The sequence below is a fragment of the Halomonas profundus genome, assembly GCF_020865425.1.
Taxonomy (GTDB): domain Bacteria; phylum Pseudomonadota; class Gammaproteobacteria; order Pseudomonadales; family Halomonadaceae; genus Vreelandella; species Vreelandella titanicae.
Genome location: NZ_CP086344.1, coordinates 2,856,681 through 2,883,342, shown reverse-complemented (window position 1 = coordinate 2,883,342; position 26,662 = coordinate 2,856,681). Strand labels below are relative to the sequence as shown.

The following is a 26,662-nucleotide window of genomic DNA, read 5'->3' as shown; positions in this document are numbered from 1 at the left end:
TGGGGTCGCTGTATAGAATACGACGCCCGCTTCATAGGCGTCCCTCCTCAACAGCGTGGCACGCCACTCGGGTTCCGTCATCCTGTGTTTGCAGCAAGGGGATCTCTTGCTTACAGCGCGCATTGGCATGGGGGCAGCGGCCATGAAACACGCAGCCGCTAGGCAGGTTAACTGGGGTCGGCACTTCGCCGGTGAGACGAATATGCTGGGGCCGGTCATCCTTCAAGCGTGGAATGGCCGAGAGCAGCGCCTGGGTATAGGGGTGGCGCGGCTTATCGAACAGTGTCGCGGTGGTGGCAACTTCACACACCGTGCCTAAGTACATCACCGCCACGCGGGTGCCAAAGTGCTCCACGACGGCTAGGTCGTGAGTAATGAACAGGTAGGTCAGATTGCGCTCTTGCTGGGCTTCCATCAGCAGGTTGAGCACCTGGGCTTGAATCGAGACGTCCAGTGCGGAGATAGGCTCGTCGGCAACGATGAACTCAGGGTCAACGGCCAGGGCGCGGGCAATGGCAATACGCTGCCGCTGGCCGCCGGAGAACTCGTGGCCAAAGCGTTTGCCCCAGTCCGGGTCGATGCCCACTGAGCGCATCACTTCCTCTACCTTGTCGAGAATTTGCGGCCGCTTCCAATCAGGGTGGTGCAGGCGTAGCGGTTCTTCCAGGGTTTGCTGAATAGTCATGCGCGGGTTGAGCGACGCATAAGGGTTCTGGAAGATCATCTGCATCCGCTTGCGATAGGGCAGCAGTTGGCGCGAGCTTAAGTTATCGATGCGGTTGCCGTCGTAGCGAATCTCACCCTCTGTTGGGGTCAGCAGCCCCATGACGGTACGCGCCACGGTGGACTTACCGCAGCCCGACTCACCGACCACGCACAGCGCTTCACCGCGTTTGATATCCAGATTCACACCATTAATGGCGTGAACGTGCTCTTGGTGGCGAACCAGCTTACCGCCCTTAAAGCGCAGCTGATCGAGAAAATCCCCAGAGAGCGAGAAGCGCTTTTTTAGATCGCGAATCTGCAGTAGCGAATCAGCGCTCTGTTCGTTCTGACGTGGAGTAGGATTATGGCTGTCCGTTATAGCCTCAGCGTGCGCACTCATGAGGTTTCCTCTTTCAAACGGCGATCTTCGAGCATTTCAGCGACCATATGACACGCCACACGGCAATTGCCGGATTCGACAAATTCAGGCACCTGCTGGGTGCAGGCGGGGCGGGGCTGGCCATCGGCACGATTGATAAAATCGCAGCGCGGATGAAACGCGCAGCCGCTGGGCAGGTTAGAGAGTGACGGCATGCTGCCGCGAATCTGATTGAGCTTTTCACCCGGCGTTGCCATCTGAGGCAGGGCGTTGATTAACCCCTGGGTGTAAGGGTGCTGCGGGTCGTTGATAATCTCCCGTGTTGGCCCTTGCTCAATGACTCGGCCAGCGTACATGACCAGCATGCGCTGGGTGACCTGGCTGACCACGCCCAGGTCGTGGGTGATCAGAATAAGCCCCACATTGTGCTGCTCGCAGAGATCAAGTAGCAGCGCCATGATCTCGGCTTGAATGGTCACATCAAGTGCCGTGGTGGGCTCGTCGGCAATGATAATGTCCGGGTCGAGGAGCAGCGCAATGGCAATAATAATCCGCTGACGCATACCGCCTGAAAGCTCGTGAGGGTACTGATCCAGGCGCGTTTCCGGCGAAGGGATTTGCACCTGTTGGAGTTTGTCCAGGGCGATCGCACGGGCTTCTTTGGAAGAGATGCGCCGGTGGGCTTTTAAGCACTCGACCATCTGCTCGCCAATGGAGAGCACCGGATTAAGCGTCATCATTGGGTCTTGGAAGATCATCGAAACGCGGTTGCCGCGTACTTTACGCAGGCCACGCTCAGACATGCGGTTAAGCACCTGACCGTCAAACGTCACCGTACCGCCGGCGATAAAGCCCGGTTTGGCGATCAAGTTGAGCAGCGAAAACGCGGCAACCGATTTGCCTGCGCCGGACTCACCGACAATACCCAGGCGCTCACCGCGCTCAAGGCTGAAACAGATATCGCGCAGGGCGTGCACTTCACCCTGGCGCAGCGCAAAGCGTACATCGAGGTTGTTGACTTCAAGTAGTGCCATGGTGTCCTCAGCCTTTGTAGAGTCGTGGGTTCATGACATCACGCAGCCAATCGCCGAGTAGATTGATCGACAGCACCAGTACCACCAGAACTGCACCCGGGATCAAGGTGATCCACCAGGAGCCGGACTGGATGTAGTCAAAGCCCGATTTGATCAGTGAGCCAAGCGAGGGGTGGGTCTCTGGCATCCCCAGTCCCAGAAACGAAAGCGCCGCTTCAGAGATAATCGCGTTGGCAATCTGCACGGTAGAGATAACGAATATCGGTGACATGGTGTTGGGCAGCACGTGGCGGAACATAATCCGTTTGCTGCGTAGGCCCATCACGCGGGCGGCATCAACGTACTCTTTGTTTTTCTCTGCCAACACTGAGGCGCGCACGGTACGGGCATACTGGGGCCATTCGGCCAGGCCGATAATCAGGATCAGCATCATCACCGCGTACTGGCTATAGAAGGCGCTACCCATGGTCGCTTTGACCAAAGCGCCCACCACGATAGCGACCATAAGTGTCGAGAATGACAGCTGAATGTCTGCCAGGCGCATCAAAATCGTATCGACACGACCGCCCAGGTAGCCCGCCATTAGGCCGAAGGTGACCCCTAGCAGCGCCTGCAAAATAACCGCACCGAAACCAATCAGCAGCGATACGCGGGTGCCATATAGCACAATCGACCATAAGTCGCGCCCCTGGGCATCGGTACCTAGCGCGTAACGCTCATCTGCACCGTCAATCCAGAAGGGCGGCAGTTCAGATGACATAATGTCTATCTGGGATAGGTCGTAAGGGTTCGTGGGCGCCAGCAGCGGTGAGGCAAAGGCGGCGATAACCATGCAGATAAACATAGCCAGGCAGAGCTGGGCGGTGCGGTCACGCTTGAAGCTGTACCATATATAGGAGTCGCGCAGGCGTTCCCAGCGGCTGGGTGAGGCGCTCGCTGGGGAGGAATTGTTGGTGGTGCTCATGCGGGCTTCCCAGTCAGTTTAACGGTGGGGTTCACCATGCCGTAGATGAGATCCACGATGGTGTTAGTGACGACAAAGATCACGCCGACGATCATCAGGTAGGTCACAATCAGCGGTATATCGGCGCGGTTGATCGCATCCAAAAACATCAAACCCATGCCGGGCCATTGGAAAACGGTCTCGGTCAAAATGGTGTAGGCCACCATGGTGCCGATCTGTACGCCGCCCACGGTAATCACTGGTAGCATGGTGTTTTTAAGGGCGTGAACGAAATAGACCCGGCGCATAGAGATGCCTTTTGCGCGGGCATACTTGACGTACTCCGACTGCAGGACTTCCATCATTTCGGCGCGAATCAGACGGATAAACAGCGGTAGCATAATGGAGGCCAGTGAAACCGCCGGTAGCACTAGATGCTGTAAACCGTTCCAAGTTGCCAGGTTGGTGTCCCAGTTGCCCACCACGTTAACGAGATCATAACCACGGCCGAAGGAGGGCATATTGCCTTCGGTGGAGAAGAAGTCATTCAGCCATGCGCCCCAGCCGGTACTTTCGGGGAACAGTGTGACGGTGACGCCGATGGCGAAGATTTGAATCAGTACGATCGCGGTCAAGAACACTGGAATCGAGATACCGATAATCGATATACCCATAAACAGGCGTGAAATCGGTGAGCGCGGTTTGATGGCGCTATATACCCCAATGGGTACCGAAAGCAGCACAATAATCAGCGTCGCGGCAAATACCAGCTCCAGGGTGGCGGGTAAGTGGCGAGCAATTACTTCTAACGCCGGTTCGCGATAAAAGTACGAGTAGCCAAAATCGCCTTGAACGGCGTTTTTAGCAAAACGAGCGTACTGCACCAGGAAGGGGTCATTGAGGCCAAAGCGCTCGCGAATCTCTTCACGCTCGCTCTCCGGCACTGACTGGCCAACCATCTGCTGTATGGGGTCACCCAGGTTATCCTGAATGGCGAAGGCCAGCACGCTGATGACAAACATCACCAAAATCGCGTGCATCAGCCGCTTGATTAAAAAGGCAATCATGGCGTACGCCACCTATATGAGGGGTTCATCAAAGGGAGTAGGGGCATGTTATGCAGAGTTCTCACAGACGCGAACTGCCAGCTAAAAGGCTTCGCCCCCTAAACGCTTAGGGAGCGAAGCATCCTTGCGGTTTACTTGTTGGCTGTTAACGCTGTAGTGACTCTTTTCTAGGCATTTAATCAATCAGCGCTGTGAGCGCTTAATCGTCGCTGCGATTAATGACCAAGTCACCCAGGTAGGGGAAGTCAAGGGCGTTGACTACAGGCTCAATCTCAACCCCTTCAGCGGCCGCGTAAGCAAGGTTCTGCCAGTGCAGTGTGATATAGCCGACGTCTTCATAGAGCATGGCTTCGGCTTCGCGCAGCATTTCGTTGCGTTTTTCCAAATCGGTTTCACTATCGGCTTCGGTGACGAGTGCGTCGATCTCTTCGTTGCAGTAGCCACCGTAGTTGTATTGGCCAGCACCGGTCTCTTCATCGAAGCAGAAGGTTAGATACTGGAAGAAGTTAGCGGTATCTTCGGTATCCGCGTGCCAGCCGATCATCGCCATATCCGATTGGCGGGTATCGTACTCAGGCCAGTACTGCGCCAGGGGCATGGTACGCAGGTCAACGTCAATATTGATTTGTGCCAGCATATTGGCGACCGCTTGGGCGATCTGGGCATCGTTTACGTAGCGATTGTTGGGGGCAATCATTTCAACGCTGAAGCCGTCTGCGTAGCCCGCTTCGGCCATTAGCTCTTTGGCGCGTTCAATATCGTAGCGTGGCGTTAAGTCTGGGTTGTGACCGGAGTAACCTTTGGGTGATATCTGTCCGGCGGGCGTCGCGAAGCCGCGCATTAAGCGGTCGGCAATGCCTTCCTGGTTAATAGCCAGATCAACCGCTTGGCGAACGCGGGCATCCTGGAAGGCTTCAACGCGGTCTTCGTTCATTTGGAAGCCAATGATACGCGTACCGTCAACCTCAACCAGATTAACGCCGTCGGCCTCGCGTACGCGATCCAAATCGTTGGGAGGCACGGCATCAATAAAGTCGACACCGCCAGAGAGCAGGGCGGCAACCCGTGAGGCGTTCTCAGCGATGGGTGTCAGCACGATATTAGAGACATTGCCTTCGCTTTCGGTATCCCAGTAGTCTTCGAAGCGCTCAAAATCTACCCGTACACCCTGACGGCGGTCAGTCACCATGAACGGACCAGTACCGGAAACATTGCGCGAAGCAAAGGAGTTGCCAGCTTTAACGATCTCACCTTTGTCGTTGCCGCCCTCGGTTTCACCGCTATAGAACTCGCTATCCATCGGGAAGATGTAGGTAGCCAGGTTGAGTAGCAGCGGGTAAGGTTCGGTGGTGACAATTTCAACGGTGTAGTCATCAACGGCTTCGGCGCTGGCAACCGGCTCAAAAATAGCGCGATAGTCAGGGCTCTCTTTCAGACGCTCAATGGTCCATACCACGTCTTTGGCGGTGAATTCGTTACCTGAGTGGAAGGTAACGCCTTCACGCAAGGTCATGCGCATGGTGGTTTCGTCGACCTGCTCCCACTCGGTGGCTAAGCGCGGCTCAAACTCAAAATCTTTTGTCCAGCGCACCAGCGGATCAAATGCCATATGAGAAAAGCGCAAGACGCCGCCAGAAAGCTGCTCGTGGATATCGAGGGTTTCAGGGTCGGCGGAGTAGCCAATACGCAGCGTTTCAGCACTTGCGGTCATCGGTAGTAACGTCGTACCCGCAACCACTGCACCAATAACGGAAGCCAGTAAGGTTTTCTTGAGCGTCATCATCGTTCCCTTAAATCATTGTTTATTTTTCGTTTTACCGCCGTTTTCTTGGCTAGAAGCACCCTTCCCGCCAGGAAAGCGTCAGCAAAACAGACACGGTCAGTTGTTAAGCCTATTTACAACACAAGCGCACAACCTAGGCTTACAACATAGAGAGTGCCTATCGCGTCATACAATCGAAATAATGACAGGCATCATTCGTCTACTGAATGATGGGGCTAATAGCGGCATGCTGAAGGCTTGTTTTAAGACGAAAGTAGTAAGCGAAAAGCGACACATAATAGGGCGGAAAATCTTATGTGGAAAAAAATTGGGATAGCGTTGATGGGGGGTTGGCTACCTATCACTGGTTTTGCCACTGAGCCTGTGGGGCAAAGTCCTCCTCAAGGTGGCTCTGAGCGCGCGGCGCCTGAAATAGCAGGGTCGTTGGATGATGAGTTGCGGGAGTGGTTTATTTTACACCATGGTAATGACTCAAATGCCTCATTCGTAGAGCTAGGCGACGATATCAATATTGATATCGCTGGCTCTGTTGACGATGAGAAGTGGGACGGCGAGGAGGCGCTCTCTATTAGCCTGACCGTGAACGAAGGGCAGTTGATCAATGCAGTGGTTATTTATTCCATTGGGGCTTCTATTGCCCCGCCGCTGTTCACCTCTGAAGGGGGGGAAGTAGTAGTAACACTGACTCACTATGACCGTACCAGCCAAACGGTTCGCGTAGCTGGGAAAATTGAGGGGGCGCTGGGACTGCAAGTCGAGCTAGGTGAACCGCCAAGCCAGGAAGAGGGCATTGAGATCGACGTGGTGTTCGATGTAGAGGCGCAAAAAGTAGAGTTCTAATGCCTAGGTCGACGTTTGCCGACCTGGTGACAAGACCTCAGTGGCTATCCATGTCCATCAAAAGCGCTTAACCGAACTGCTGGTGCAGCCAGGCATTAATAGTGTCAGATTCGTACATCCACTCTTCACGCCCATCGTCGTGGGTGATTCTCAAGCAGGGCACTTTGACTTTGCCACCCCCTTCCAAGAGCGCCTGCTTATGGGCAGGATCAAGTTGAGCATCACGTACCTCAATGTTTAAACCCAGCCGCGCTATCTCTTTGCGCACCTTGATGCAGAAAGGGCAGGTGCGAAATTGGTACAGCGCAAGGTTCTGGCACGCTTGATCCACCTTGGCTTGCTCTTCAGGCGTACGCTCTACTGACTTAGGCGTGGAAAGCTTCTCGGAAATCAGCATGACCGGGGCGAGCACCAAGCGAAGACCACGAAAGAAATAGCGAATTAAAATGCGCATCGAAAAAGGCTCCTGTGCTGAGATGTTGGCTTACATCAGCGTGACAAATGGGAAGAAAGGGATCGTCATCATTAGTAAACAGTGGCCGCATCCTGCAACAACTAAAGGGATTTGTCACTTGAGTGGTGCTTTGTCAGCGTTTATGGCGATGAATAGATGAGCAAATAGCCTCAACATGCTAGGCTGCTTAGCTATTTTTTAAACCGGTTTTTAAACCGGTGGCTATTTTTACGCCATTTTTTGGCTTTTAGTAAATTGGTTTACGGGCGATTAACGGGGCGAGAGCCATGCATCTGCATATTATGGGTATCTGCGGCACCTTTATGGGTAGCCTGGCACTGCTGGCGCGTGAAATGGGGCACCAGGTGAGTGGCTCCGATCAGAATGTTTACCCACCCATGAGCACCCAGTTGGTTGATGCGGGCATCACCTTAATGGAGGGCTACCACGCCGAGCATCTGTCACCAGCGCCGGATCTTGTCGTGGTGGGCAATGCCTTGTCACGGGGCAATGAAGAGGTTGAAGCGTTACTCAATAGCGGCCTGCCGTATACCTCGGGGGCGCAGTGGTTGGCGGAGCACGTGCTGCCCGGCCGACGCGTCATTGCCGTGGCAGGTACCCATGGTAAAACCACCACCGCCAGCGTATTAGCCTGGCTTTTAGAGAGTGCCGGCTTAGCGCCGGGGTTTTTAATCGGTGGCGTGCCACGTAATTTTGGCGTATCGGCGCGTTTGGGTGATCCGCAGGCGCCGTTCGTGGTGGAAGCTGATGAGTACGACACGGCTTTCTTCGATAAGCGTTCCAAGTTTGTTCATTATCGTCCGCATATCGCCATCCTCAACAATCTTGAGTTTGACCACGCCGATATCTTCCCCGACTTGGCAGCCATCGAGCGCCAGTTCCATCACCTGGTGCGCACCGTGCCTAGTCGTGGCCACTTATTAGTTGCTGATGAGCAGCCTGCCCTTGAACGTGTGCTGAGCCAGGGCACCTGGACGCCGGTAGCGCATTTTGGCGATCAGGCCGCGAGCGAATGGCAGCTTAAACTAGAGCGCGCCGACGCCAGTCGCTTCCAGGTGATTTATAGCGGTGGCGAGCCCGGCCTGGATGAAGACGGAGTCGTTGAGTGGGCGCTTACCGGCGAGCACAACGCACGCAATGCGCTGGCAGCGCTGGCAGCGGCGCATTTGTGTGGGGTTGATCTAGCCCGTGGCTGTGCGGCGCTGGCGCGTTTTGAAACGCCCAGGAGGCGTCAGGAAGTGCGTGGTGAAATCAATGGCATTCAGGTAATCGATGATTTCGCTCACCATCCCACGGCGATAGCCGCGACGCTCAAAGGGCTACGAGCGGCAACCACTAAAGGGCGTCTGCTGGCGGTCATTGAGCCGCGCTCCAACACCATGCGCTTAGGCGCGCTGCGCGAGCGGTTAATTGAGAGCGTGGCTGACGCTGATGGCGTGTTTTGGTTCCAGCCTGCCGGGCTTGACTGGTCGATGGACGAGCTGGTTGCCACGCAAGGGGAGCACGCTCAGCTGTTTAGCGATATTGATACGCTGGTGGCGGCAGTGGTCACTCAAGCGTCACCGTTGGATCGCATTGTGGTGATGTCCAACGGTGGCTTTGAAGGGGTGCATGAACGCTTGCTCGCCGCATTAGCCGCAGCCAAGGAGGGGAAAGCGTGACAGATAGAGCCGACGCATCGTTCAAAAAGCCAATTACCGTGGCACTCACCGGCGCATCGGGAGCTCAATACGGGTTACGCCTGATCGATGTATTAGTCGCCGCAGGTCATGAAGTGTGGGTCATGATTTCGAAAGCTGCGCACTTGGTCATCGCCACGGAAACAGATATTGAACTGCCCGCACAGCCCCAGCGTTTAGCCGAGGCGCTGAGTGAGCGCAGTGGGGCACAGCTTGGTCAGATCCGCTGCTTTGGCCGCGAAGACTGGATGGCGCCGGTGGCATCAGGCTCTGGCGCGCCCTCCGCCATGGTGGTGTGCCCGTGCTCTACCGGCACGCTTTCTGCCGTCGCAACGGGGGCTAGCAATAACCTGATTGAGCGGGCGGCGGACGTGGCGATTAAAGAGCGCCGAACGCTGGTGCTGGTGCCGCGGGAAAGCCCATTTTCACCGATTCACTTGGAGCACATGTTGGCATTGAGTCGCTTGGGAGTGGTCATTTTGCCGGCGGCTCCTGGGTTTTATCACTGCCCGCAAAGCATTGATGATCTGGTTGATTTTATTGTCGCGCGTATTCTCAACCAGTTGGGAATCGAGCATTCGCTGGTGCCTCGCTGGGGAGAGGTCGGAGATAAGGATGAGTGATCTATGATGTCGTGGGCCACGCTGTCGGTTTTTGTGCCAACGTTTCTGTTTGTCTCGCTAACCCCAGGTATGTGCATGACCCTCGCCATGGTGCTGGGCATGACCCAAGGCGTCAAACGCACGCTGTGGATGATGGTGGGCGAGTTGCTGGGCGTTGGCTTAGTGGCTGCCGCCGCAGGCGCGGGGGTAGCTGCGTTGATGCTGCGTCAGCCAGAGCTGTTTGTGCTGTTTAAGTGGGTGGGCGGCGCTTACCTGGGTTATTTGGGTATTATGATGTGGCGTTCCCGTGGGCGCATGGCGATTCCCAGCGAGCTGGATGCGGGTCCACCCGCTAGCCCCCTGCAGTTAGCCATGCAAGGGTTTGTTACCGCGGTGGCAAACCCGAAAGGGTGGGCATTTTTTATGGTGCTGCTGCCGCCTTTTTTGGATAGTAGTCGCCCACTGCCGGGGCAGCTCAGCCTGCTGATAGCGGTCATTTTGACCATTGAGTTTGTCAGCATGCTGGTCTATGCCACCGGCGGCAAAACGCTACGCAATGTGCTCGGTAAAAGCGGCAATGTCCGGCTCCTGAATCGCATCGCCGGAACACTGATGATTGGGGTAGGCCTGTGGCTTGCCTTGGGGTAAAGCGGTGTCGATTTAAAGCTAAACCGGTGGGAATAAGCCGACGCGAGCGCTGATAAGCACTAGCGATGCCAGGCTGAGCAGAAGCCACGGGCAGGGGCGCATCGACGGGCGCGACTGCTGCTGCCAATGAAGTAGCGTGAGTGCGCAAACGACCAAGCCGAGTAGCGCGCCTCCCACCAGATCACTGAACCAGTGCACGCCCACCACCAGTCTTGATAGCGCCATGGGCAGCGCAAGCGCTAGTGCTATCCAGTACACCCAAAAGCGTTTTTGACGGGGTATCTCGGCCGCAACGAACGCCGCTGTAAGGCCAACGAGCACCACGGCGGTGGAAGTGTGGGCGCTGGGGTAGGAGAACGAGCCCATTAAGTAGTCCGGTGTCTCTGGGCGAGCACGACCAAACAGCCCTTTGCCTACTGTGTTTAGCAAGGCGACGCTGGCAAAGGCGCCACTCCAGTGCAGTAAAGCCTCCCATCTCTTGCTCACCAGCATCCATGCTGCCCAAGGCAGTGTTAAAGCGATAATGCCTAGGGTGTCGCCAATGCGTGCAAAAACATTCCCCGCTCGGTACAAAACATCGCTTTGCAGCCAGGAGAACAGTTGCTGAATGAACAGATCAATCTCAAGCGGTTCATGGTGGGCGATGACCAGCAGTGTCCAGCCAGACAGACTGCCTAGCGCTATGACCAGTAACAGTAGTGAAGCCAAGGGGACATCGCCGGTTTGACTCATGGCCAGCCATGGCCTGCGTAGTAGCGGCATACGGCGAACGCTGACAGCAATAGCCCGGTAAAGTCGCCCATGCCGTGTCGCTTGATGCCGACCCCAGGAGAAAATCACCGCTAGCACGACAATGATCGCTGCGAGGATAAGCAGCGCAGCCTCTATGCCTGGCGGTAGATTCAAATGGTGCTGCCAGGTACGCCCCAACAAATAGCCGGGCAGTATATAGGCAGGCGCCCACAGTGCTGCAGAAGTGACGTTAGCCCAAATAAAGGTGCGTGGTGGCATACGCATCATGCCTGCTACCAAGGGAATAATCGGTCGCACTGGACCGACAAAGCGGCCGATAAACACTGACCAAATGCCATAGCGCTCAAAGAACCGTGCCCCGCGGCCCAACCATTCGGGATGCAGGGAAAGGGGCCATCTCTGAGTGACCTGCTCGTGATGTTTAAAGCCCAGCGAAAAACTGACGCCGTCGCCTAAAATAGCGCCTATGAAGGCAGCACCGATTAACCATGCCAAGCCAAGATCCTGATGTCCCGCCAGGGAGGCTGCGGTAGTGATTAACACCACGCCCGGCACCAGCAGCCCGATCAAGGCAAGTGATTCTACTAATGAAATCGCCAGCACCAGACAGACGATCAACGCAGGCGATGGCGTTAATGAGTGGAGCAGATCGGCTAGCGGCAAGGAGAGTACTCCAGCGTCAGATAAGAGACATTGAAAAGGCAGACTAGAGGTTGGCGAGGGCGGCGCCGCGGGTTTCCAGGCGCTTTACATAGTGTGCAAAGTGCTCGGTGCGACTGGGTAAGCAGGCGGCAATGCGCGCTTCCAGTTGACCGGTTTCTACCAGTACACGCTGTGAAAGAGCTCTTTGTAAACGCTCGCGTACCAACAGAGCGCCGCTTTCACTAGTGTCAGGTAGAACCAGCCAAAAAGTGGCGCTGTCCGCGCGCCCCAGCACATCATGATCGCGACAACGGCTATTCACTTCACCGCATAGCGCTCCCAGCAGCGCCGTTTGCGCACGATGGCCAAACTGCTCTGCTGCCATATCCAACTGCGGTAAATGCAGTACCAGCACTGCCAGTTGCTGATTGAGCATGGCAGCGCGCTGGAACTCGCTGTGTAAGCGCTCTTTTAGCGTGTCCATGTGGAAAGCTTCACAGTCGCTGTCGTTGGGGTCGGTAGCTCTTAAGAGTGCACGGCGACGAGCATGCTCCCAGCGGGGGAGGGCAAGTAACAGTGTTAAAGCAGCATAGCCCACGATAATCGCCGGTGGCGCAGAGGCGACCGAAGGAAGCAGCCACCACAATGGCCCAATGGCAATATTAATCAGCATTGCGGCCCATAGCGGTAGCAGTAAAAACGCGGCGGTAATCGGCAGGCCTAACCATAGAGGTGATACCTGCGGCTGAAAATAGAAAGCGCCGAGCACTACCGAGTAGGTACTGCAGAGTAAAATAATGCGCGGCAGGTAGCTTTTCACGCCCTGCCCTATATGCATTAGCAGGGCGGCCATTAGCAGCAGGGTCATAAAGGTGGGAATCAGCAGGTCGCGGTAGTCACCCATGGCATACAGCCATAGCGCGTAGCCCACCATCAACGCGATACTGGAAGTATAAGCCAGGGTCATTAATCGTTTGGGGAGGTGCTCGATCATACCGTCTCCCGCACCCGCTCAGCCGGAAGTTTGCTGATCTCAAACACCGAAAGCGTTGCCGGTTCGATATCGATTAATTCAAGGTGTTCACTGGTAATATTGTCGGGTAAGTCGGCGAGTAGTAGGCTGCGTCGTTGAGCGGCTTCTCTAGGTGAGCGGGCAAGAATGAGTGTCACCAGCGTTGTGCTGCTTAAGCGGTAAACGTTTTCAAAATCATAGGTTAATTCGCACAGCTTTTGCGCCATTGGCCACAGTTGGTGGCGTTTTACGTGCAGAATAAACAGTTCCGCATGAACGCCTTCACGCTCGCAGCGCGTTTGTTCACGGGCGATATCGCGCAGCAACTGCTCACCGGCCCAAAGGTTAAGGCCGGGAATCAGTCGCAGGCGTTGGCGAATGGAGCCGTTCATATCAATAAGCTGCTGTGCTCTGGATAAGGCCAGCAGACCAAGCACCAGCAGTGAACAAATCAGCAGCACAAGCGCTGACGCCTCCAATTGAGGTGCTACCATTACAGCGCTAATCAGTGCAGCGCTGAGGTTAAAAGCGGCGACCCCATTGTTTTGGGGCAGCATCAGCATTGCGGCCCACGCCCAGATTAAAATGCCGTGTCGTTCTGGAGCAGTGGCAATTAAACCCAATAGCAGTGCACCCGGTACAATTTGCCATGGCAATCCTCGCGAACGACGGTGGCTAAAATCAAGCATCAGTGCGGTGATGAGTAACCAGCCGACTGATAGCCACAGCACTAGGGCAGCAGCAGGGGGTGTAGCGGGTGTCCATAGTGCCAAAGCGACGGCAGCAGCTAAAAGATTGGCACGTAGCAGGCGGATTTTGTACTTGCTTTGCATGGTGACTTACTATTCGTCCTGAATGACCAGATGTATCTCATCAAGTAAAGTAATTGTAGGATAATAAATGTACGCGAGACATATTAGTGCCTTAATCGTCCCCAGTATAACGATGAAATGACGTAACATAAGCAAAACATGTAAAACGCGATACATGGTTAATTAAAAAATTAAAGTATCCTTCCGTACGGAGACACTATGAGCGCTTCAACACCGTTCCAAGACGAGGCCCATCAGCACTTAATTGCCGGGAATGTGCCCGCCTACATGCAGGCCTTGGGGCAAGCGGCGCGCCGTGCCGCCAGTGAACTGCGGCGGGCGGATACCGGGTTGAAAAACCGTGCGCTAATGGCTATGGCGCAGCGCTTGACCGAGGCGCGAGCCAAAATACTGGATGCCAACACCGAGGATTTACAGCGTGGCCGCGAGAACGGTTTGGAAAGCGCGCTGCTGGATCGCTTAGCTCTGAACGACGCGCGTATCGACGCCATGATTGAAGGGCTACAGCAGGTAGCGGGCTTGCCTGACCCGGTGGGCGAAATTGGCGATATGCGTTATCGGCCTAGCGGCATCCAAGTGGGCAAAATGCGCGTCCCGCTGGGCGTCATCGGAATTATTTACGAGTCGCGCCCAAATGTAACCCTGGAAGCCGCCAGCCTATGTTTGAAGTCGGGCAACGCCTGTATTTTGCGCGGCGGGTCGGAAGCCAGCCAGTCAAATGCCGCCATTAGCGCCTGTATCCAAACGGGGTTAGCTGATGTAGGCCTGCCAGCGGGTAGTGTGCAGGTAGTCGCCACCACTGATCGCGCGGCGGTGGGTGAAATGATTAGCATGCCGGAATATGTCGACGTGATTATCCCCCGCGGTGGAAAGTCGTTGATTGAGCGTATCAGCCGTGATGCCCGCGTACCGGTTATCAAACATCTCGACGGTGTTTGTCATGTGTATATCGATACCACCGCTGATCCCGCCAAAGCGCTAGCCATCGCCGTCAATGCGAAAACTCATCGCTACGGCACCTGTAACACCATGGAAACGTTGCTGGTTGATGCGCCGATTGCTGACCTGCTGCTGCCGGAACTGGCCCGCGCTTATGCCGAACATGAAGTTGAACTGCGTGGCTGCCAGCGTACGCAGGCATTGTTGCCACAGGCGGCAGCTGCTGAAGAAGCCGATTGGTATGCCGAGTATTTGGCCCCCGTGCTGGCAATCAAAGTGGTCGATGGTATCGATGAAGCGATTGCCCATATTGAACAGTACGGCTCTCACCACACTGATGCGATTGTCACCCAGGATTATTCACTCGCACGCCGCTTTATGGCGGAAGTCGACTCCAGTTCGGTGATTGTGAATGCCTCTACCCGGTTTGCCGATGGTTTTGAGTACGGGCTTGGCGCTGAGATCGGAATTTCAACCGATAAGCTTCACGCCCGTGGGCCTGTCGGTTTGGAAGGGCTAACCACTCAGAAATACGTCGTATTTGGCGATGGCCAGGTGCGTGAATAGGGTGGTGGCATGAGTCAAACGGAGCAGCGTATCGGCATGTTGGGCGGCACCTTTGACCCTGTTCATCTGGGGCATTTGCGCAGCGCGGTAGAGTTGCATGAGGCGCTGTCGCTTGATCGGCTACATATGATACCGGCTCAACAGCCACCGCTACGTGGGCGACCCCAAGTCTCGGCGAAACAGAGATTGGCGTTATTAGAAGCGGGTATCGGTGCGACGCCTGGGCTGATCGCCGATGACCGCGAGCTGCGCCGTGACGGCCCCTCTTATAGCGTCGATACACTGGCTGAGCTGCGTGGGGAAGTTGGCGAACAGGCCCGTCTGGTGATGGCGATTGGTTTTGATGCCTTTTTGCGGCTCGCCCAGTGGCACCAGCCGGAGCGCTTGTTTGAGTTTGCTCATCTAGTGGTGATTGCCAGACCGGGCTATGACGATCCGTTACCGGCATCATTAATGGAACTGGTAGCGCATCGCAGAGTCGATAGCGTAGACGCATTGATGCAGCGGCCTTGCGGCGGCTATCTGCCATTGGAACTGCCATCACTGATGGCGATCTCGGCGACGTATATCCGCGAGCGTTTGGAGGCCGGGAAAAGCGTGCGCTATTTACTGCCAGAAGCCGTTGAATTGGCCATTACGCAGGACGGACTTTATCGACAACGCGAATAGCGCTGGCAGTCATCAAAGAAGCCGTTACAATGGCCGGCTTTATTGACCGATTAACCAATAAGGTTGTCTTTAGGAGTCATGCACATCGATACATTGAAAAATCTAGCGGTTGACGCGCTAGAAGAACTGAAAGCACGTGACATTACACAGTTGGATGTTGCCAAATTAACCGAGGTTACCGACCTCATGCTGATTGCCAGTGGCACTTCGACCCGCCATGTGGCTGCCCTGGCGCAAAACGTCGTGGAAAAAGCCAAGGCTGCAGGGCTTGGCCCGCTGGGCGTTGAAGGTGGCGATAACGCCGATTGGGTACTGGTCGACCTGGGGGATGTCGTTGTCCACGTGATGATGCCCGAGGCACGCACCCTGTATGACTTAGAGCGGCTGTGGGCCGATCTGCCCAGCGACTCGGGTGCCATTGGCGACTCTCTTGAGCGCTTCCAAGAGCGAGCCGGCATGTCATGAAGATCCGGCTGTTAGCGGTAGGAAGCAAAATGCCTGGCTGGGTAGAAGAGGGCGTCAATACTTACCGCAAGCGGCTACCGAGAGATTTTAATCTCGAGATAGAAGAAATTGCCCTCGGTCAGCGTGGCAAAAATGCAGATATCGCGAAGGCGCGTGCCCAAGAGGCGCAGCGAATTCGCGACAAGTTGCGTGGCGACGAGTATCTAGTCGCGCTGGAAGTCAAAGGTAAGCCTTGGACCACCGAACAGTTAGCGCAAGAAGCCGATGCCTGGCGCATGGCCGGGCGAGATATTGTCCTGCTTGTGGGGGGGCCAGACGGTCTCGAGCCCTCGCTCTCTGCGACGGCTGACAAAACCTGGTCGATCTCCCCGCTGACGCTGCCTCACCCGCTGGTGCGGATTATGCTGGCCGAGCAGCTCTACCGTGCCTGGACACTACTGGTAGGTCACCCTTATCACCGCTGACGGCTAACTGAGATGGTGAGCGATCACTGTTATGGACTGCTGCGCCTTTTGTTTGATTTGATTGTTTGATTTGAGAGTCATCGTTACCATGCTCAAGCGCCCCAACACGCTAAAAAACTCCGAGCAAGAACTGCGTATTTTTCGTGTTAGAGCGCTACTCGCGGTGTTAGTAGTTTTTACGCTTGCAGGCTTGCTAACGAGTCGCTTGGTTTATTTGCAGATCGTCCAGCATGATATGTACAGCACGCGCTCCGAAAACAACCGGGTTCGCGTCGAGCCGCTGCCGCCGAACCGCGGTTTGATCTATGACCGTAACGGGGTGCTGCTGGCTGAAAACCGTCCCACCTACAACCTCACGCTGGTTCGCGAGCGTGTCGATAACCTAGATGAAACCCTAGCACTATTGGTCGACCTGCTTGAACTGCCTGAAGAGGAGATCGAGGCGTTCAATGTGCGTTCACGCCAACGCCAGCGTCCTTTCCAGCCAGCCCTCCTTACCAGTGACTTAAGCGAAGCACAAATTGCCCGTTTGGCGGTTAATCGTCATCGTCTGCCTGGAGTCGAAATAGAGGCTCAGCCGCTGCGCTACTATCCCGATGCCGAAATCATGGCACACACACTGGGCTACGTTGGGCGGATTAACGCCGAAGAGATGGAAACCCTGGACGCGGGTCGCTACGCAGGGACTCATTTTATCGGTAAGACGGGGGTTGAGCGTTTTTACGAAGAGGAGCTGCACGGTCAGGCAGGCTTGCGCAAAGTTGAGACAAACGCTCGCGGGCGAGTCTTGCGGGAGCTTGGGCGAACCGATCCGGTGCCTGGTAAGAACCTAACCCTAACCCTGGATAAGTCGCTGCAAACACTGGCTTACGAATTGCTGGATGGTCGTCGTGGCTCCATTGTGGCTATCGTGCCGGGCACTGGTGAGATCCTCGCCATGGTATCGACACCGGGTTTTGACAGTAACCAGTTTGTCACCGGTATTGATGTTGCGTCTTATCGCGCTTTGCAGCAAGACCTTGATCTCCCTCTGTTTAACCGCGCGACTCGCGGTCACTATCCTCCCGGCTCTACGATTAAGCCCTTTCTAGCGCTCGCGGGTTTGGTGGAAGGGGTAATCACTCCAGACAGCACCATAAACGACCCTGGTTACTACCAATTGCCTAATGATTCCCGACGCTATCGCAACTGGCTGCGTTGGGGGCACGGGCGGGTCGATTTAGAACGAGCTTTAGCGGTATCTAATAACACCTATTTTTATACCCTTGCGCACGATTTAGGCATTGATGACTTACATGATCAAATGAGTAATTTTGGCTTTGGCCGGCGTGTAGCCCATGACGTTCAGGGAGAGAGTGGTGCTTTGATGCCTTCGCGAGATTGGAAGCGTGGCCGCTTTAACCAGCCCTGGTATCCCGGGGAAACCCTCTCGGTGGGGATTGGACAAGGCTATTGGCAGGTAACACCTCTCCAGCTAGCCAGTGCTACGGCAACGCTGGCCAATCGGGGCCATTGGGTGAAACCAAGGCTGGCCCGACAGATTGGTGATACCCCTGTGCCGCGTGATCTGCCGGATACGTTAGATGATATTGTGCTCGCCAATGATAGCTGGTGGGATCGTGTATTCAGCGGCATGGAAAAGGTGGTTAGTGGCACGGAAGGCACTGCCCGGCGAACCGGTGTGGGCCTTGAGTACCGCATGGGCGGCAAATCAGGCACCGCACAAGTATTTTCGCTGGGGCAGGATCAGCGCTACAACGCCGATGAGCTGGCCGAACGACTGCGCGACCACGCTCTGTTTGTGGCCTTTGCGCCGTTGGATGACCCCCAGATTGCCGTCTCGGTTATTGTTGAGAATGCCGGTGGTGGCAGTACCCACGCAGCGCATCTGGCCCGTGCAATGACCGATGCCTGGTTACTTGAGGATGAGGCCCCCGACGTAGAGGAAGTGCGTGAAGTGTTGGAAGAAGATGATGCCAATGTGGAGGGAAACTAAGCCATGCCTTGGCATTATATAGCCCGTTCGATGCGTGGCCATCCTGTTCGCCCGCCTGAGAGTGGTATCGCCCGGCGGAAAAGTATCTGGGAGCGAATCCATCTCGACCCTTGGCTGCTAGGTTTGCTATTGCTGCTGATGGGGAGCGGTTTAATCGTTCTTTACAGCGCTTCCGGACAATCTATTGATGCAGTGATTGGCCAAGGCGTGCGTTTTCTTATCGCGCTGGTAGGCATGGTAATTATTGCCCAGTTCTCGCCCTCAACCTTTTTGCGCTTTGCTCCATTGGCCTATTGTGTTGGCGTAGCCATGCTGATTGCCGTTGATGTAGTGGGTGATGTGGGCATGGGGGCGAAGCGCTGGCTAGTGATTCCTGGTGTGATACGTTTTCAGCCATCGGAAATGATGAAGTTAGCTGCCCCGTTAATGGTTGCTGCCTATCTAAATCGCTGCGAACTACCGCCCCGCCTGCGCGATATTGTCGTGTGTGGGGTCATTATTGGCGTGCCTGTGGTACTAACCGCGATCCAACCCGATTTGGGTACTTCGCTGCTGGTATCTAGCGCGGCCCTGATTGTCGTGCTACTGGCGGGCTTGTCGTGGCGTTTGATTGGATTTATTACCGCGCTGGGGGCTGCCGCAGTGCCGCTGCTCTGGATGAATATGCATAACTACCAGCGTCAGCGGGTATTGACGTTTCTCAACCCTGAAAGCGATCCGTTGGGGGCAGGCTGGAATATTATTCAGTCGACCACGGCCATAGGTAGTGGAGGGCTATGGGGCAAGGGGTGGCTGCAGGGTACCCAGTCCCAACTAGAGTTTTTACCTGAGCGACACACCGATTTCATCATTGCCGTCCTGGGCGAGGAGTTTGGTTTGGTGGGTATGCTTGTGCTGCTGTTCCTATATCTATTGATTGTCAGCCGAGGTTTGTGGATGGCTAGCTCCGCGCAGGATACCTTTGGGCGTTTGGTGGCAGGCAGCATCATTTTAACTTTTTTTATCTACGTGTTCGTCAATATGGGCATGGTGAGTGGCATTTTGCCCGTGGTGGGGGTGCCGCTGCCATTGGTTAGTTATGGCGGCACCTCTAGCGTGACCTTGTTAGCGGGTTTCGGTATTCTCATGTCGATACATGCGCATCGTCGGTTACTGTCGCGCTAGCGATGCTGTCTGCTTCAGACGCTAATGTTGCTCGGTAATGGATAATTCAGGATTGAATAGCTCAGGAGTGGAGAGCCAATGAACAAGGTTCAAGGGAAGACGAGCAGCTATGTGTTGGCCGCGCTGATGTGCTGGGTGACCCCCATGGCGTTTGCTGATCAGCCTTCACCGCAGGCTCAGTTTGAGACTCCTCACCACTTTGCTCCCCAGCAAAATGCTGACAGCCAAGCGCTGGTGGAAGAGCTGGTCGAGCAAGGGTTGCCGCAAGACTGGTTGGCAGAAGCGCTGGGTCAGGCGAGCTATACCCAAAGCGTATTAGATGCCATGGAAGGAGCTGCTGAGCGGCGTCTGAAGTGGTACGAATATCGTGCTATTTTTCTGACCCAGCAGCGCATTGAAGAGGGCGTGGAGTTCATCGATGCTCATGCCGACGCCTTGGCGCGCGCGGAAAGCACCTATGGTGTGCCCGCTGAAATCATTACCGCTATTATTGGCGTTGAAACTTACTATGGTCGCCATAAAGGCCAGCATCGCGTGCTGGATTCGCTAGCCACACTGGCGTTTCATCATCCGGCAAGGGGGGCTTTTTTTCGCGGTGAGCTAGCGGCCTTTTTACGTATTGCCTACGAACAGCAGGTCGACCCTACCGAGTTGCGCGGTTCCTATGCCGGTGCGATGGGTTACCCGCAGTTTATTCCCACCAGTTATCAAGCCTATGCCGTGGATTTTGATGGCGATGGACGACGTGATCTTTGGGAGAACCCGGTTGATGCGATTGGCAGCGTCGCGAATTACTTTGCCGAGCATAACTGGAAGCCGGGAGCTGATATCTACCACCAGGCCACTGGGCCAGACGTAATGCCCGTAGAGTTACTCCAGGAACTCTCATTTAACCAAACCTCACCTCCTGCGGTGAGCATTGCTCAGTTGGCCACTCATGGGATTGAGCCCAGCGAGCCACTTGATGATAATTTGCCAGTGGTGCCGTTGGCGCTTGAGTTCGCCAATGGAGAGACCCGTTACCGGTTTGGCGAGTATAATTTTTACGTGATTACCCGCTACAACCATAGTCACCTCTATGCCATGGCCGTAGCCGAGTTGGCAGAAGCGATTGCTGAGCTGCACGAGGATGAGGGATGAAGAGCAAATTGAGGATTAGCCAGCGGGCGGTTGGCGCGATTGCCTTACTGGCGCTGGTCAGCGGCTGTGCCAGCAATGACACTCAGCGGGTAGATGCCTCCGGTTCCGCGAATCAAACGGCGGCTCCGGCTTCAACGGCGGCCAACACTAGTGGTGGCCGCTATGCCATGAGTGGTGATGCCTATCCGCTCGAGCCGCCGGATGTTACCAAGGTGCCTGATGCAGAGCCCCGCATCGAGCAGCCTTCCAGAGCGGGCAACCGCTCTAGCTATGAAGTGTGGGGGAAAACCTATCAAGTGCTGCCTGATGCAACGGGTTATGAGAAACGTGGTACGGCCTCCTGGTATGGCGAAAAATTCCATGGCTACGCGACCTCAAACGGTGAAATCTACGACATGTATAAGATGTCGGCGGCACACCGTTCGCTGCCTCTACCCACCTTTGCGCGAGTCACAAACCTGGATAATGGGCGATCGGTCATTGTGCGAGTGAACGACCGTGGCCCCTTCCACAGTGACCGTGAGATCGATCTCTCCTACGCGGCAGCCGCCCGGCTAGGCTTCCTCGACAATGGTACCGGTTCCGTGAAAGTGGAAGCGATCAACCCTGAGCAGTGGCTAGCCGAGCACGGCAAGGGCGGTGGCGGCGCTTCCCCCCAGCCTCGCGTAGCCGAGGCACAGCGGGTTGCTGCAAATGCTTCTTCTATGCCCGTTCCGCCGGCGGCGTCTGCTGCATCTGCGGCTGATCCTTCACCACAGACACAAACAGCGCAGCCGCCAAACGAAGGGGAAGCTGGCGACGCAGTGTATCTGCAGATCGCGGCACTGGGTAATCCGGAAGGCGCTCAGCAGTTGCAGCAGCGTTTACAAGGTGAGCAGCCCCATGCGGTGCGTATTATGAACGACGCTGACGTTTATCGTGTTCAAGTGGGGCCCATCGCTCCGAGCCAAGAACCTCAAGCGCGAGAAACACTGCGCCAAGCAGGGTTCCCCCAGGTCTTTGTTGTGCGATAATTCACCCCCTGTTTATTTCCGGTGGCGCGCCTTACGCGCCGCCGTTTTTTAAAATAAGCTTTTCAAGTAAGCTTTCAAGTAAGTGAGACTGACGTTATGAACGTGTTTACATCCATTGGTCGCTCTGCACGCCTGTGCCTCTTCGCTGCCATGGCGACGGTTGCTGTGCCTGCCAGTGCCCAGCCAACGCCTCAGCCGGTAATTCCGCAGCCGCAAACCATTATCCCTTCAGCCCCTCAGTTAGCGGCAAGTTCGTGGATTCTGATGGATGCTAACAGTGGCCGTATCTTGGCCGAGCATAATTCCGATGAACGTTTGCCACCAGCAAGTTTAACCAAGCTGATGACCGCCTATTTGGTAGAGCGTGAGCTCAATCGTGGCACCATTAAGCTCACTGATATGGTTAATATTAGCGAGAATGCCTGGCGCACCGGCGGCTCGAAAATGTTTATTGAGGTGGGTGATCAGGTTTCGGTGGATGATTTACTCCACGGTATCATAATTGTGTCGGGCAACGATGCCAGTGTCGCCATGGCAGAGCATTTGGCGGGTGGTGAGGTGCCCTTTGCCGATCTGATGAATCAGCATGCCACGCGGTTGGGCATGAATAACACCAACTTCCAGAACGCCACTGGCTTGCCCGCCGACAATCACTACTCAACGGCCCATGACTTGGCGCGTTTATCCCAGCACATTATTAATGATTACCCTGATCACTACGAAATCTACTCCCATCGTACGTTTTCCTATGGCGGTATTGATCAGCCCAACCGCAACCGTTTGCTGTGGCGTGACCCTTCGGTGGATGGCCTGAAAACCGGCTGGACAACGGAGGCGGGGTTCTGTCTGGTGTCTTCAGCTAAGCGTGACGATATGCGCTTGATTTCCGTAGTGATGGGCACCAACTCTGATGAAGCACGCGCTCAAGAAACCCAAAAGCTGCTCAGCTACGGTTTCCGCTTTTTCGAAACCATGAAGCTCTATGAGCGCGGTGCCGTATTGGCAACGCCGCGGGTTTGGGGCGGCGATATCAATGAGCTGCGTGTTGGTGTCGATGAAGAAGTCTTTATGACCCTGCCACGCAACCGCAACGAAGAGCTGCGTGCGCGCCTAAACCTCAATCCAGACCTACAGGCACCGATTGCCATTGGCGACGAGGTTGGTACGCTGGAAGTGCATTTAGGTGATGAAGTGGTCGGTGAGCGCCGCTTAGTGGCGCTGGAAAACATCGAAGAGGGTGGTCTCTTTAAGCGCTTGTTCGATCAGGTGCAGCGCTTCTTTAGTAATCTGATTAGTAATTTTACGGATTGATTATAGACTTACAGCCGGTAGGTTGATGGGTTCTAGCGTATATCTGTGATGAACCCAGTCTTTGTGAAAATCAGTCTTTACGAAATAGGTTTGTTATGAAAAAAGGTGCTCCGGGACTTCGTGATTTGCGCCAACCGGCGGCTCAGGAGCCGCCTAAAATCACTTTCCCATGTGATTACTCGTTAAAAGTTGTCGGCGATGCGGCCGAAGATTTTCCTGCCTGTGTGTGCCAGGTGATTGTGCGCCATGACCCTGACTTCGATGCAACGGCAATGCAGGTGGTCGATAGCCGCAATGGCCGTTTTCAATCGGTACGTGTGGTGATTAGAGCGACCGGAGAGCAGCATATTAAAGAGTTGTTCGACGACCTCAAGGCTACTGGCCGTGTGCATATGGTGGTGTAACCGTGGAAAACACCGTGCCGATTGAGTTGCACGATTTGGGTCACCAAGCCTACCTGCCAGTGTGGGAAGCTATGCGCACGCTAACCGATACACGGGATGCGCAAACCCCTGATCAGTTCTGGTTGGTCGAGCATGACCCGGTGTTTACCCAAGGCCAGGCTGGCAAGCCCGAACACCTGCTGCTGCCCGGCGATATTCCGGTGGTGCACGTTGATCGGGGGGGGCAAGTCACTTATCACGGGCCAGGGCAGGTGGTGCTGTACCCGCTGCTGGATGTACGGCGGGGAAAAATTGGCGTGCGCGATTTAGTCACTGCATTGGAGAATGCCGTGATTGACGTCTTGAGCCACTATGGCGTGAGCGCCCGAGCTTGGCCCGATGCTCCAGGGGTTTATGTGATGACAGAAGCGGGTGAGGCGAAGATTGCCTCACTGGGTCTGCGTATTCGGCGGGGGGCGAGCTTTCACGGCGTGGCGCTGAATGTAAACGGTGACCTGACGCCTTTTTTGCGCATTAACCCCTGCGGCTATGCAGGTATGCCCATGGCGAAGTTGGCTGACCTCGTCTCGTTGCCAGGGGATCATCGGGTGGGTGAGCAGCTGGCCGAGGCGCTAGCTAAACGGCTAAACCGCGAATTGGTCAGTGTCGAGAACACGCCACTGTAAAAATTGGGTCACCTTTATTAAAAAAACGGTTCAAAAAAACGAGGCTTATAAAGCGGGTCTTAAAACCCGCTCCATACATATTAGCAAGCCCCGTAGAACGCTTAATTTAAGCCTATCCTACGTTGAGCGCTGGAATAATATTGGGGTTTGCTTCTTGCTCCTGACCGGGAATCGCGGCAGGTGAGGCGAGCCCCAGATTGTTTTTCTCAAACACGCGATCAGCGCGGTAGCTTGAACGTACCAGCGGGCCAGAGGGCACTTCCATAAAGCCTTTTTCCAGGCCAATCACGCGGTAGCGATCAAACTCTTCAGGCGTTACCCAGCGCTCAACCGACAGGTGATTTTTGGTCGGGCGAAGGTACTGGCCAAGCGTGACAATATCGACGCCGATCTCACGTAAATCATCAAACGTTTGCAAAATCTCTTCGTCGGTTTCACCCAAGCCCAGCATCAGGCTGGTTTTGGTGATGATATCTGGGCGGTAGCGCTTGGCATGAGCAAGGACATCGAGGGTTTTGCGGTAACCTGCCCGCCGGTCACGCACTCGGCCTGTCAGGCGTTCCACGGTCTCCACATTTTGGGCAAATACCTGTAGGCCTGAATCGACGACGCGTTCGATAGCGGCAAGGTCACCATCAAAGTCGGGCGTCAAGGCTTCGACTACCACCTCGGGTGTGCGCGCTTTGATCGCGCGAATGCAGTTGGCGTAGTGGGTTGCGCCGCCATCGTCGAGGTCGTCACGGTCAACTGAAGTCAGTACGATATAACGCAGCCCCATGAGCTCTACAGATTTGGCCGTGTTTTCAGGCTCTTCGTGGTCAAGCCAGCCCTGGGGGTTGCCGGTGTCTACTGCGCAGAACCGACAGGCGCGGGTACATACCGAGCCCATCAGCATGATAGTGGCCGTGCCGTTGCTCCAGCACTCGCCCATATTGGGGCAGTGGGATTCAGCGCAAACAGTGCTTAATCGATGGGTCGCGACGTTTTTCTTGACCGCTTCAAAACGCTCGCCACCTGGAATCTGTGCTCGCAGCCACTTGGGTTTGCGCTCAAGCTCAACAGAAGGGGCCTCTGGCTGCGCTTTGCGCTGCTTCATGCCATCCTTGATCACCGACATGCCATGTTCATTACGGTATTTTTCACCGCTGGACACGCGCTGCGAGGGGTTATTGCTCATAGTGACAGAGCCTCTCTTCTGTGCGGTAGGCCGAAGGCGTAAAAAAGGTTTAACCCTGTTCCAAGCCTGCCTATTGATACCTGGTTAATACGAAGTTTGCTCAATATTTTATCGTGCTAATGATGGCTAATGTAACATATCTCGCTGCCAACAAGACACCGTAAGCCATCACTCGCCTTCAGGAGGGAAGTATCGGCAAACAGGCTACCCCATGGCTGGGTAAGGGGCTGGCGGGCGCCTGAAAGTGACGGCGATAGTCGGGTAAGTGTTCACGGATGAAACTCAAAAATAGCTCGGCGACCGGAGTGGGTAAGCGCTCCCGCGTATAGACCGTGCACCAAGAGCGGTGGATGGGAAAGTCGGGCAACCCCAGCTCAAACAGTAACCCCTGCTCAAGCTCCAGCTGCACCGCCAAACGCGGCAGCACGGCAACACCTAAGTGAGCCATGACGCCCCCTTTAATCGCTTCATTGGTACCTAACTCAATACAGTGGGGAAGGGCGACCTGCTGACTGGCCGCCATCTGCTCAAAAGCGTTGCGTACGCCGGAACCGGGTTCGCGCATTAGCACGTAATGGCGCGCAAAGTCTGCTAAGGAGGGTTGCGGCATCGAAAGTAGCGGATGCTCGGGCCAGACGACGGCGATCAGTTCGTTATCAATAATCGGCATCACTACCAAGCGATCGTCTTCAGGCACCATGGCCATGATAACCAAGTCGTCCTGCTGCTCAGCCAATCGATCGAGTGCCTGGCAGCGATTGCATACCTTTAAGCGGACATGTACTTCGGGATAGTGAGCACGGAAGCGGGCAAGTAAATAAGGCACCACATATTGGGCTGAGGAAACCGCTGCGATGTTGAGTTCGCCGCTTATTTTGCCGTTAATATCCGATAGGTTCATTTCCAGCCGTGACAGTTGGCCAAAAATTTCGCGCGCTGAGTGGGCGAGGGTATCGGCGGCGGGAAGCGTGTGAAGCGTTTTACCCGCATAATTAAACAGAGGCTGACCCAGTGCCAACTCAAGCTGCCGTATTTGCGCGCTGACTGCTGGCTGGGTCAGTCCCAGTTGCTCAGCTGCACGAGAGTAGGAGCGCTGCCGATGCACCGCCTGGAAGACCTGGAGTTGCCGAAATGTTAGGCGATTGAGCAGATTGGGGGATGACATAAAAACCTCGTAGTGAGCACCCTTTAACTAATATCAAAATCAGGCTTCATCGCCAGGGCAAAGCATGCTAACACTGAATCTTTTAGACTGCCTAAACAGGACTTCATTAGTCACATAAGGCGTAATTG

General features: G+C 55.2%; 26 protein-coding genes. 15 read left to right on the top strand and 11 right to left on the bottom strand.

Annotated elements, in window-relative coordinates; genetic code table 11:
* Window positions 1-31: 31 nt before the first annotated feature.
* From LMS44_RS13085 to LMS44_RS13065, 5 genes are all read right to left on the bottom strand, one after another.
* Entirely contained in the window at window positions 32-1,105 is a 1,074-nt protein-coding gene (locus LMS44_RS13085; protein WP_027957554.1) for an ABC transporter ATP-binding protein, read from the bottom strand.
* Window positions 1,102-2,118, bottom strand: coding sequence for an ABC transporter ATP-binding protein (locus LMS44_RS13080; protein ID WP_009287009.1), 1,017 nt, complete (start codon window positions 2,116-2,118; stop codon window positions 1,102-1,104). Before LMS44_RS13080 ends, LMS44_RS13085 begins: the two co-directional genes overlap by 4 nt.
* Window positions 2,119-2,125: 7 nt before the next feature.
* Window positions 2,126-3,082: an ABC transporter permease gene (locus tag LMS44_RS13075; protein ID WP_138801270.1), complete on the bottom strand. Its 957-nt coding sequence runs from the start codon at window positions 3,080-3,082 to the stop codon at window positions 2,126-2,128.
* Entirely contained in the window at window positions 3,079-4,128 is a 1,050-nt protein-coding gene (locus LMS44_RS13070) for an ABC transporter permease (protein WP_039859109.1), read from the bottom strand. Before LMS44_RS13070 ends, LMS44_RS13075 begins: the two co-directional genes overlap by 4 nt.
* 199 nt (window positions 4,129-4,327) lie before the next feature.
* Window positions 4,328-5,908, bottom strand: a complete 1,581-nt coding sequence (locus tag LMS44_RS13065) for an ABC transporter substrate-binding protein (RefSeq protein WP_039859107.1) — start codon at window positions 5,906-5,908, stop codon at window positions 4,328-4,330.
* Window positions 5,909-6,205: 297 nt separating this feature from the next.
* Between LMS44_RS13065 and LMS44_RS13060 the strand changes: the two genes are divergently transcribed.
* Window positions 6,206-6,751, top strand: a complete 546-nt coding sequence (locus LMS44_RS13060; protein ID WP_022523150.1) for a hypothetical protein — start codon at window positions 6,206-6,208, stop codon at window positions 6,749-6,751.
* A gap of 67 nt (window positions 6,752-6,818) precedes the next feature.
* Here LMS44_RS13060 and LMS44_RS13055 read toward each other — a convergent pair whose 3' ends face one another.
* A complete protein-coding gene (locus LMS44_RS13055) occupies window positions 6,819-7,205 on the bottom strand; it encodes a glutaredoxin family protein (RefSeq protein ID WP_022523151.1) in 387 nt (128 codons plus the stop codon).
* A gap of 287 nt (window positions 7,206-7,492) precedes the next feature.
* On the opposite strand from LMS44_RS13055, the gene mpl reads away from it, so the two are divergent.
* Genes mpl through LMS44_RS13040 form a run of 3 tightly spaced genes read left to right on the top strand, consistent with a single transcriptional unit; the run spans window position 7,493 to window position 10,155 of the window.
* Entirely contained in the window at window positions 7,493-8,887 is a 1,395-nt protein-coding gene (gene mpl, locus LMS44_RS13050; RefSeq protein WP_498945322.1) for a UDP-N-acetylmuramate:L-alanyl-gamma-D-glutamyl-meso-diaminopimelate ligase, read from the top strand.
* Window positions 8,884-9,528 carry a flavin prenyltransferase UbiX gene (locus tag LMS44_RS13045; RefSeq protein ID WP_498945320.1) on the top strand — a complete coding sequence of 215 codons (645 nt, stop codon included), beginning with the start codon at window positions 8,884-8,886 and terminating at the stop codon, window positions 9,526-9,528. The genes mpl and LMS44_RS13045 overlap by 4 nt, the downstream gene beginning before the upstream one ends.
* Window positions 9,529-9,531: 3 nt before the next feature.
* Window positions 9,532-10,155: a LysE family translocator gene (locus LMS44_RS13040; protein WP_009287002.1), complete on the top strand. Its 624-nt coding sequence runs from the start codon at window positions 9,532-9,534 to the stop codon at window positions 10,153-10,155.
* Between the two features lie 18 nt (window positions 10,156-10,173).
* On the opposite strand, the gene LMS44_RS13035 is transcribed toward LMS44_RS13040, so the two are convergent.
* From LMS44_RS13035 to LMS44_RS13025, 3 genes are read right to left on the bottom strand one after another with little or no spacing between them, the layout of a single operon-like run.
* Complete coding sequence (locus LMS44_RS13035; protein ID WP_022523153.1) at window positions 10,174-11,571, bottom strand: bifunctional DedA family/phosphatase PAP2 family protein; 1,398 nt, start codon at window positions 11,569-11,571, stop codon at window positions 10,174-10,176.
* A gap of 43 nt (window positions 11,572-11,614) precedes the next feature.
* A complete protein-coding gene (locus LMS44_RS13030; RefSeq protein WP_009287001.1) occupies window positions 11,615-12,544 on the bottom strand; it encodes a diguanylate cyclase domain-containing protein in 930 nt (309 codons plus the stop codon).
* On the bottom strand, window positions 12,541-13,395 hold the full coding sequence (locus tag LMS44_RS13025) for a hypothetical protein (RefSeq protein ID WP_009287000.1): 855 nt from the start codon (window positions 13,393-13,395) through the stop codon (window positions 12,541-12,543). Before LMS44_RS13025 ends, LMS44_RS13030 begins: the two co-directional genes overlap by 4 nt.
* A 198-nt stretch (window positions 13,396-13,593) precedes the next feature.
* Here LMS44_RS13025 and LMS44_RS13020 point away from each other — a divergent pair, with 198 nt between their 5' ends.
* The 11 genes from LMS44_RS13020 to lipB all read left to right on the top strand — a co-directional run bounded on the left by LMS44_RS13020 (window position 13,594) and on the right by lipB (window position 24,192).
* Window positions 13,594-14,901, top strand: a complete 1,308-nt coding sequence (locus LMS44_RS13020; protein ID WP_022523154.1) for a glutamate-5-semialdehyde dehydrogenase — start codon at window positions 13,594-13,596, stop codon at window positions 14,899-14,901.
* A 9-nt stretch (window positions 14,902-14,910) separates the two neighbouring features.
* Window positions 14,911-15,570 (top strand): nicotinate-nucleotide adenylyltransferase, encoded by a 660-nt coding sequence (nadD, locus tag LMS44_RS13015; RefSeq protein WP_022523155.1) that lies wholly within the window; start codon window positions 14,911-14,913, stop codon window positions 15,568-15,570.
* A 78-nt stretch (window positions 15,571-15,648) separates the two neighbouring features.
* A complete protein-coding gene (gene rsfS / locus LMS44_RS13010; RefSeq protein ID WP_022523156.1) occupies window positions 15,649-16,035 on the top strand; it encodes a ribosome silencing factor in 387 nt (128 codons plus the stop codon).
* Window positions 16,032-16,499, top strand: a complete 468-nt coding sequence (gene rlmH, locus LMS44_RS13005) for a 23S rRNA (pseudouridine(1915)-N(3))-methyltransferase RlmH (protein WP_009286999.1) — start codon at window positions 16,032-16,034, stop codon at window positions 16,497-16,499. The genes rsfS and rlmH overlap by 4 nt, the downstream gene beginning before the upstream one ends.
* 88 nt (window positions 16,500-16,587) lie before the next feature.
* Entirely contained in the window at window positions 16,588-18,495 is a 1,908-nt protein-coding gene (mrdA, locus tag LMS44_RS13000) for a penicillin-binding protein 2 (protein ID WP_022523157.1), read from the top strand.
* Window positions 18,496-18,498: 3 nt separating this feature from the next.
* Window positions 18,499-19,659: a rod shape-determining protein RodA gene (rodA, locus tag LMS44_RS12995; protein WP_041158541.1), complete on the top strand. Its 1,161-nt coding sequence runs from the start codon at window positions 18,499-18,501 to the stop codon at window positions 19,657-19,659.
* Window positions 19,660-19,737: 78 nt separating this feature from the next.
* Window positions 19,738-20,799: a lytic murein transglycosylase B gene (gene mltB, locus LMS44_RS12990; protein WP_009286996.1), complete on the top strand. Its 1,062-nt coding sequence runs from the start codon at window positions 19,738-19,740 to the stop codon at window positions 20,797-20,799.
* Entirely contained in the window at window positions 20,796-21,812 is a 1,017-nt protein-coding gene (locus LMS44_RS12985; RefSeq protein WP_022523159.1) for a septal ring lytic transglycosylase RlpA family protein, read from the top strand. The genes mltB and LMS44_RS12985 overlap by 4 nt, the downstream gene beginning before the upstream one ends.
* A 96-nt stretch (window positions 21,813-21,908) precedes the next feature.
* Window positions 21,909-23,123, top strand: a complete 1,215-nt coding sequence (locus tag LMS44_RS12980; protein ID WP_022523160.1) for a D-alanyl-D-alanine carboxypeptidase family protein — start codon at window positions 21,909-21,911, stop codon at window positions 23,121-23,123.
* A 95-nt stretch (window positions 23,124-23,218) separates the two neighbouring features.
* A complete protein-coding gene (locus tag LMS44_RS12975) occupies window positions 23,219-23,527 on the top strand; it encodes an HP0495 family protein (protein ID WP_022523161.1) in 309 nt (102 codons plus the stop codon).
* A 2-nt stretch (window positions 23,528-23,529) separates the two neighbouring features.
* On the top strand, window positions 23,530-24,192 hold the full coding sequence (lipB, locus tag LMS44_RS12970) for a lipoyl(octanoyl) transferase LipB (protein ID WP_022523162.1): 663 nt from the start codon (window positions 23,530-23,532) through the stop codon (window positions 24,190-24,192).
* A gap of 112 nt (window positions 24,193-24,304) precedes the next feature.
* Here the strand turns inward: lipB and lipA are convergent, their stop codons facing one another.
* Window positions 24,305-25,369 carry a lipoyl synthase gene (gene lipA / locus LMS44_RS12965; RefSeq protein ID WP_022523163.1) on the bottom strand — a complete coding sequence of 355 codons (1,065 nt, stop codon included), beginning with the start codon at window positions 25,367-25,369 and terminating at the stop codon, window positions 24,305-24,307.
* Between the two features lie 178 nt (window positions 25,370-25,547).
* Window positions 25,548-26,534: a LysR family transcriptional regulator gene (locus tag LMS44_RS12960; RefSeq protein WP_027957536.1), complete on the bottom strand. Its 987-nt coding sequence runs from the start codon at window positions 26,532-26,534 to the stop codon at window positions 25,548-25,550.
* Window positions 26,535-26,662 lie beyond the last annotated feature (128 nt).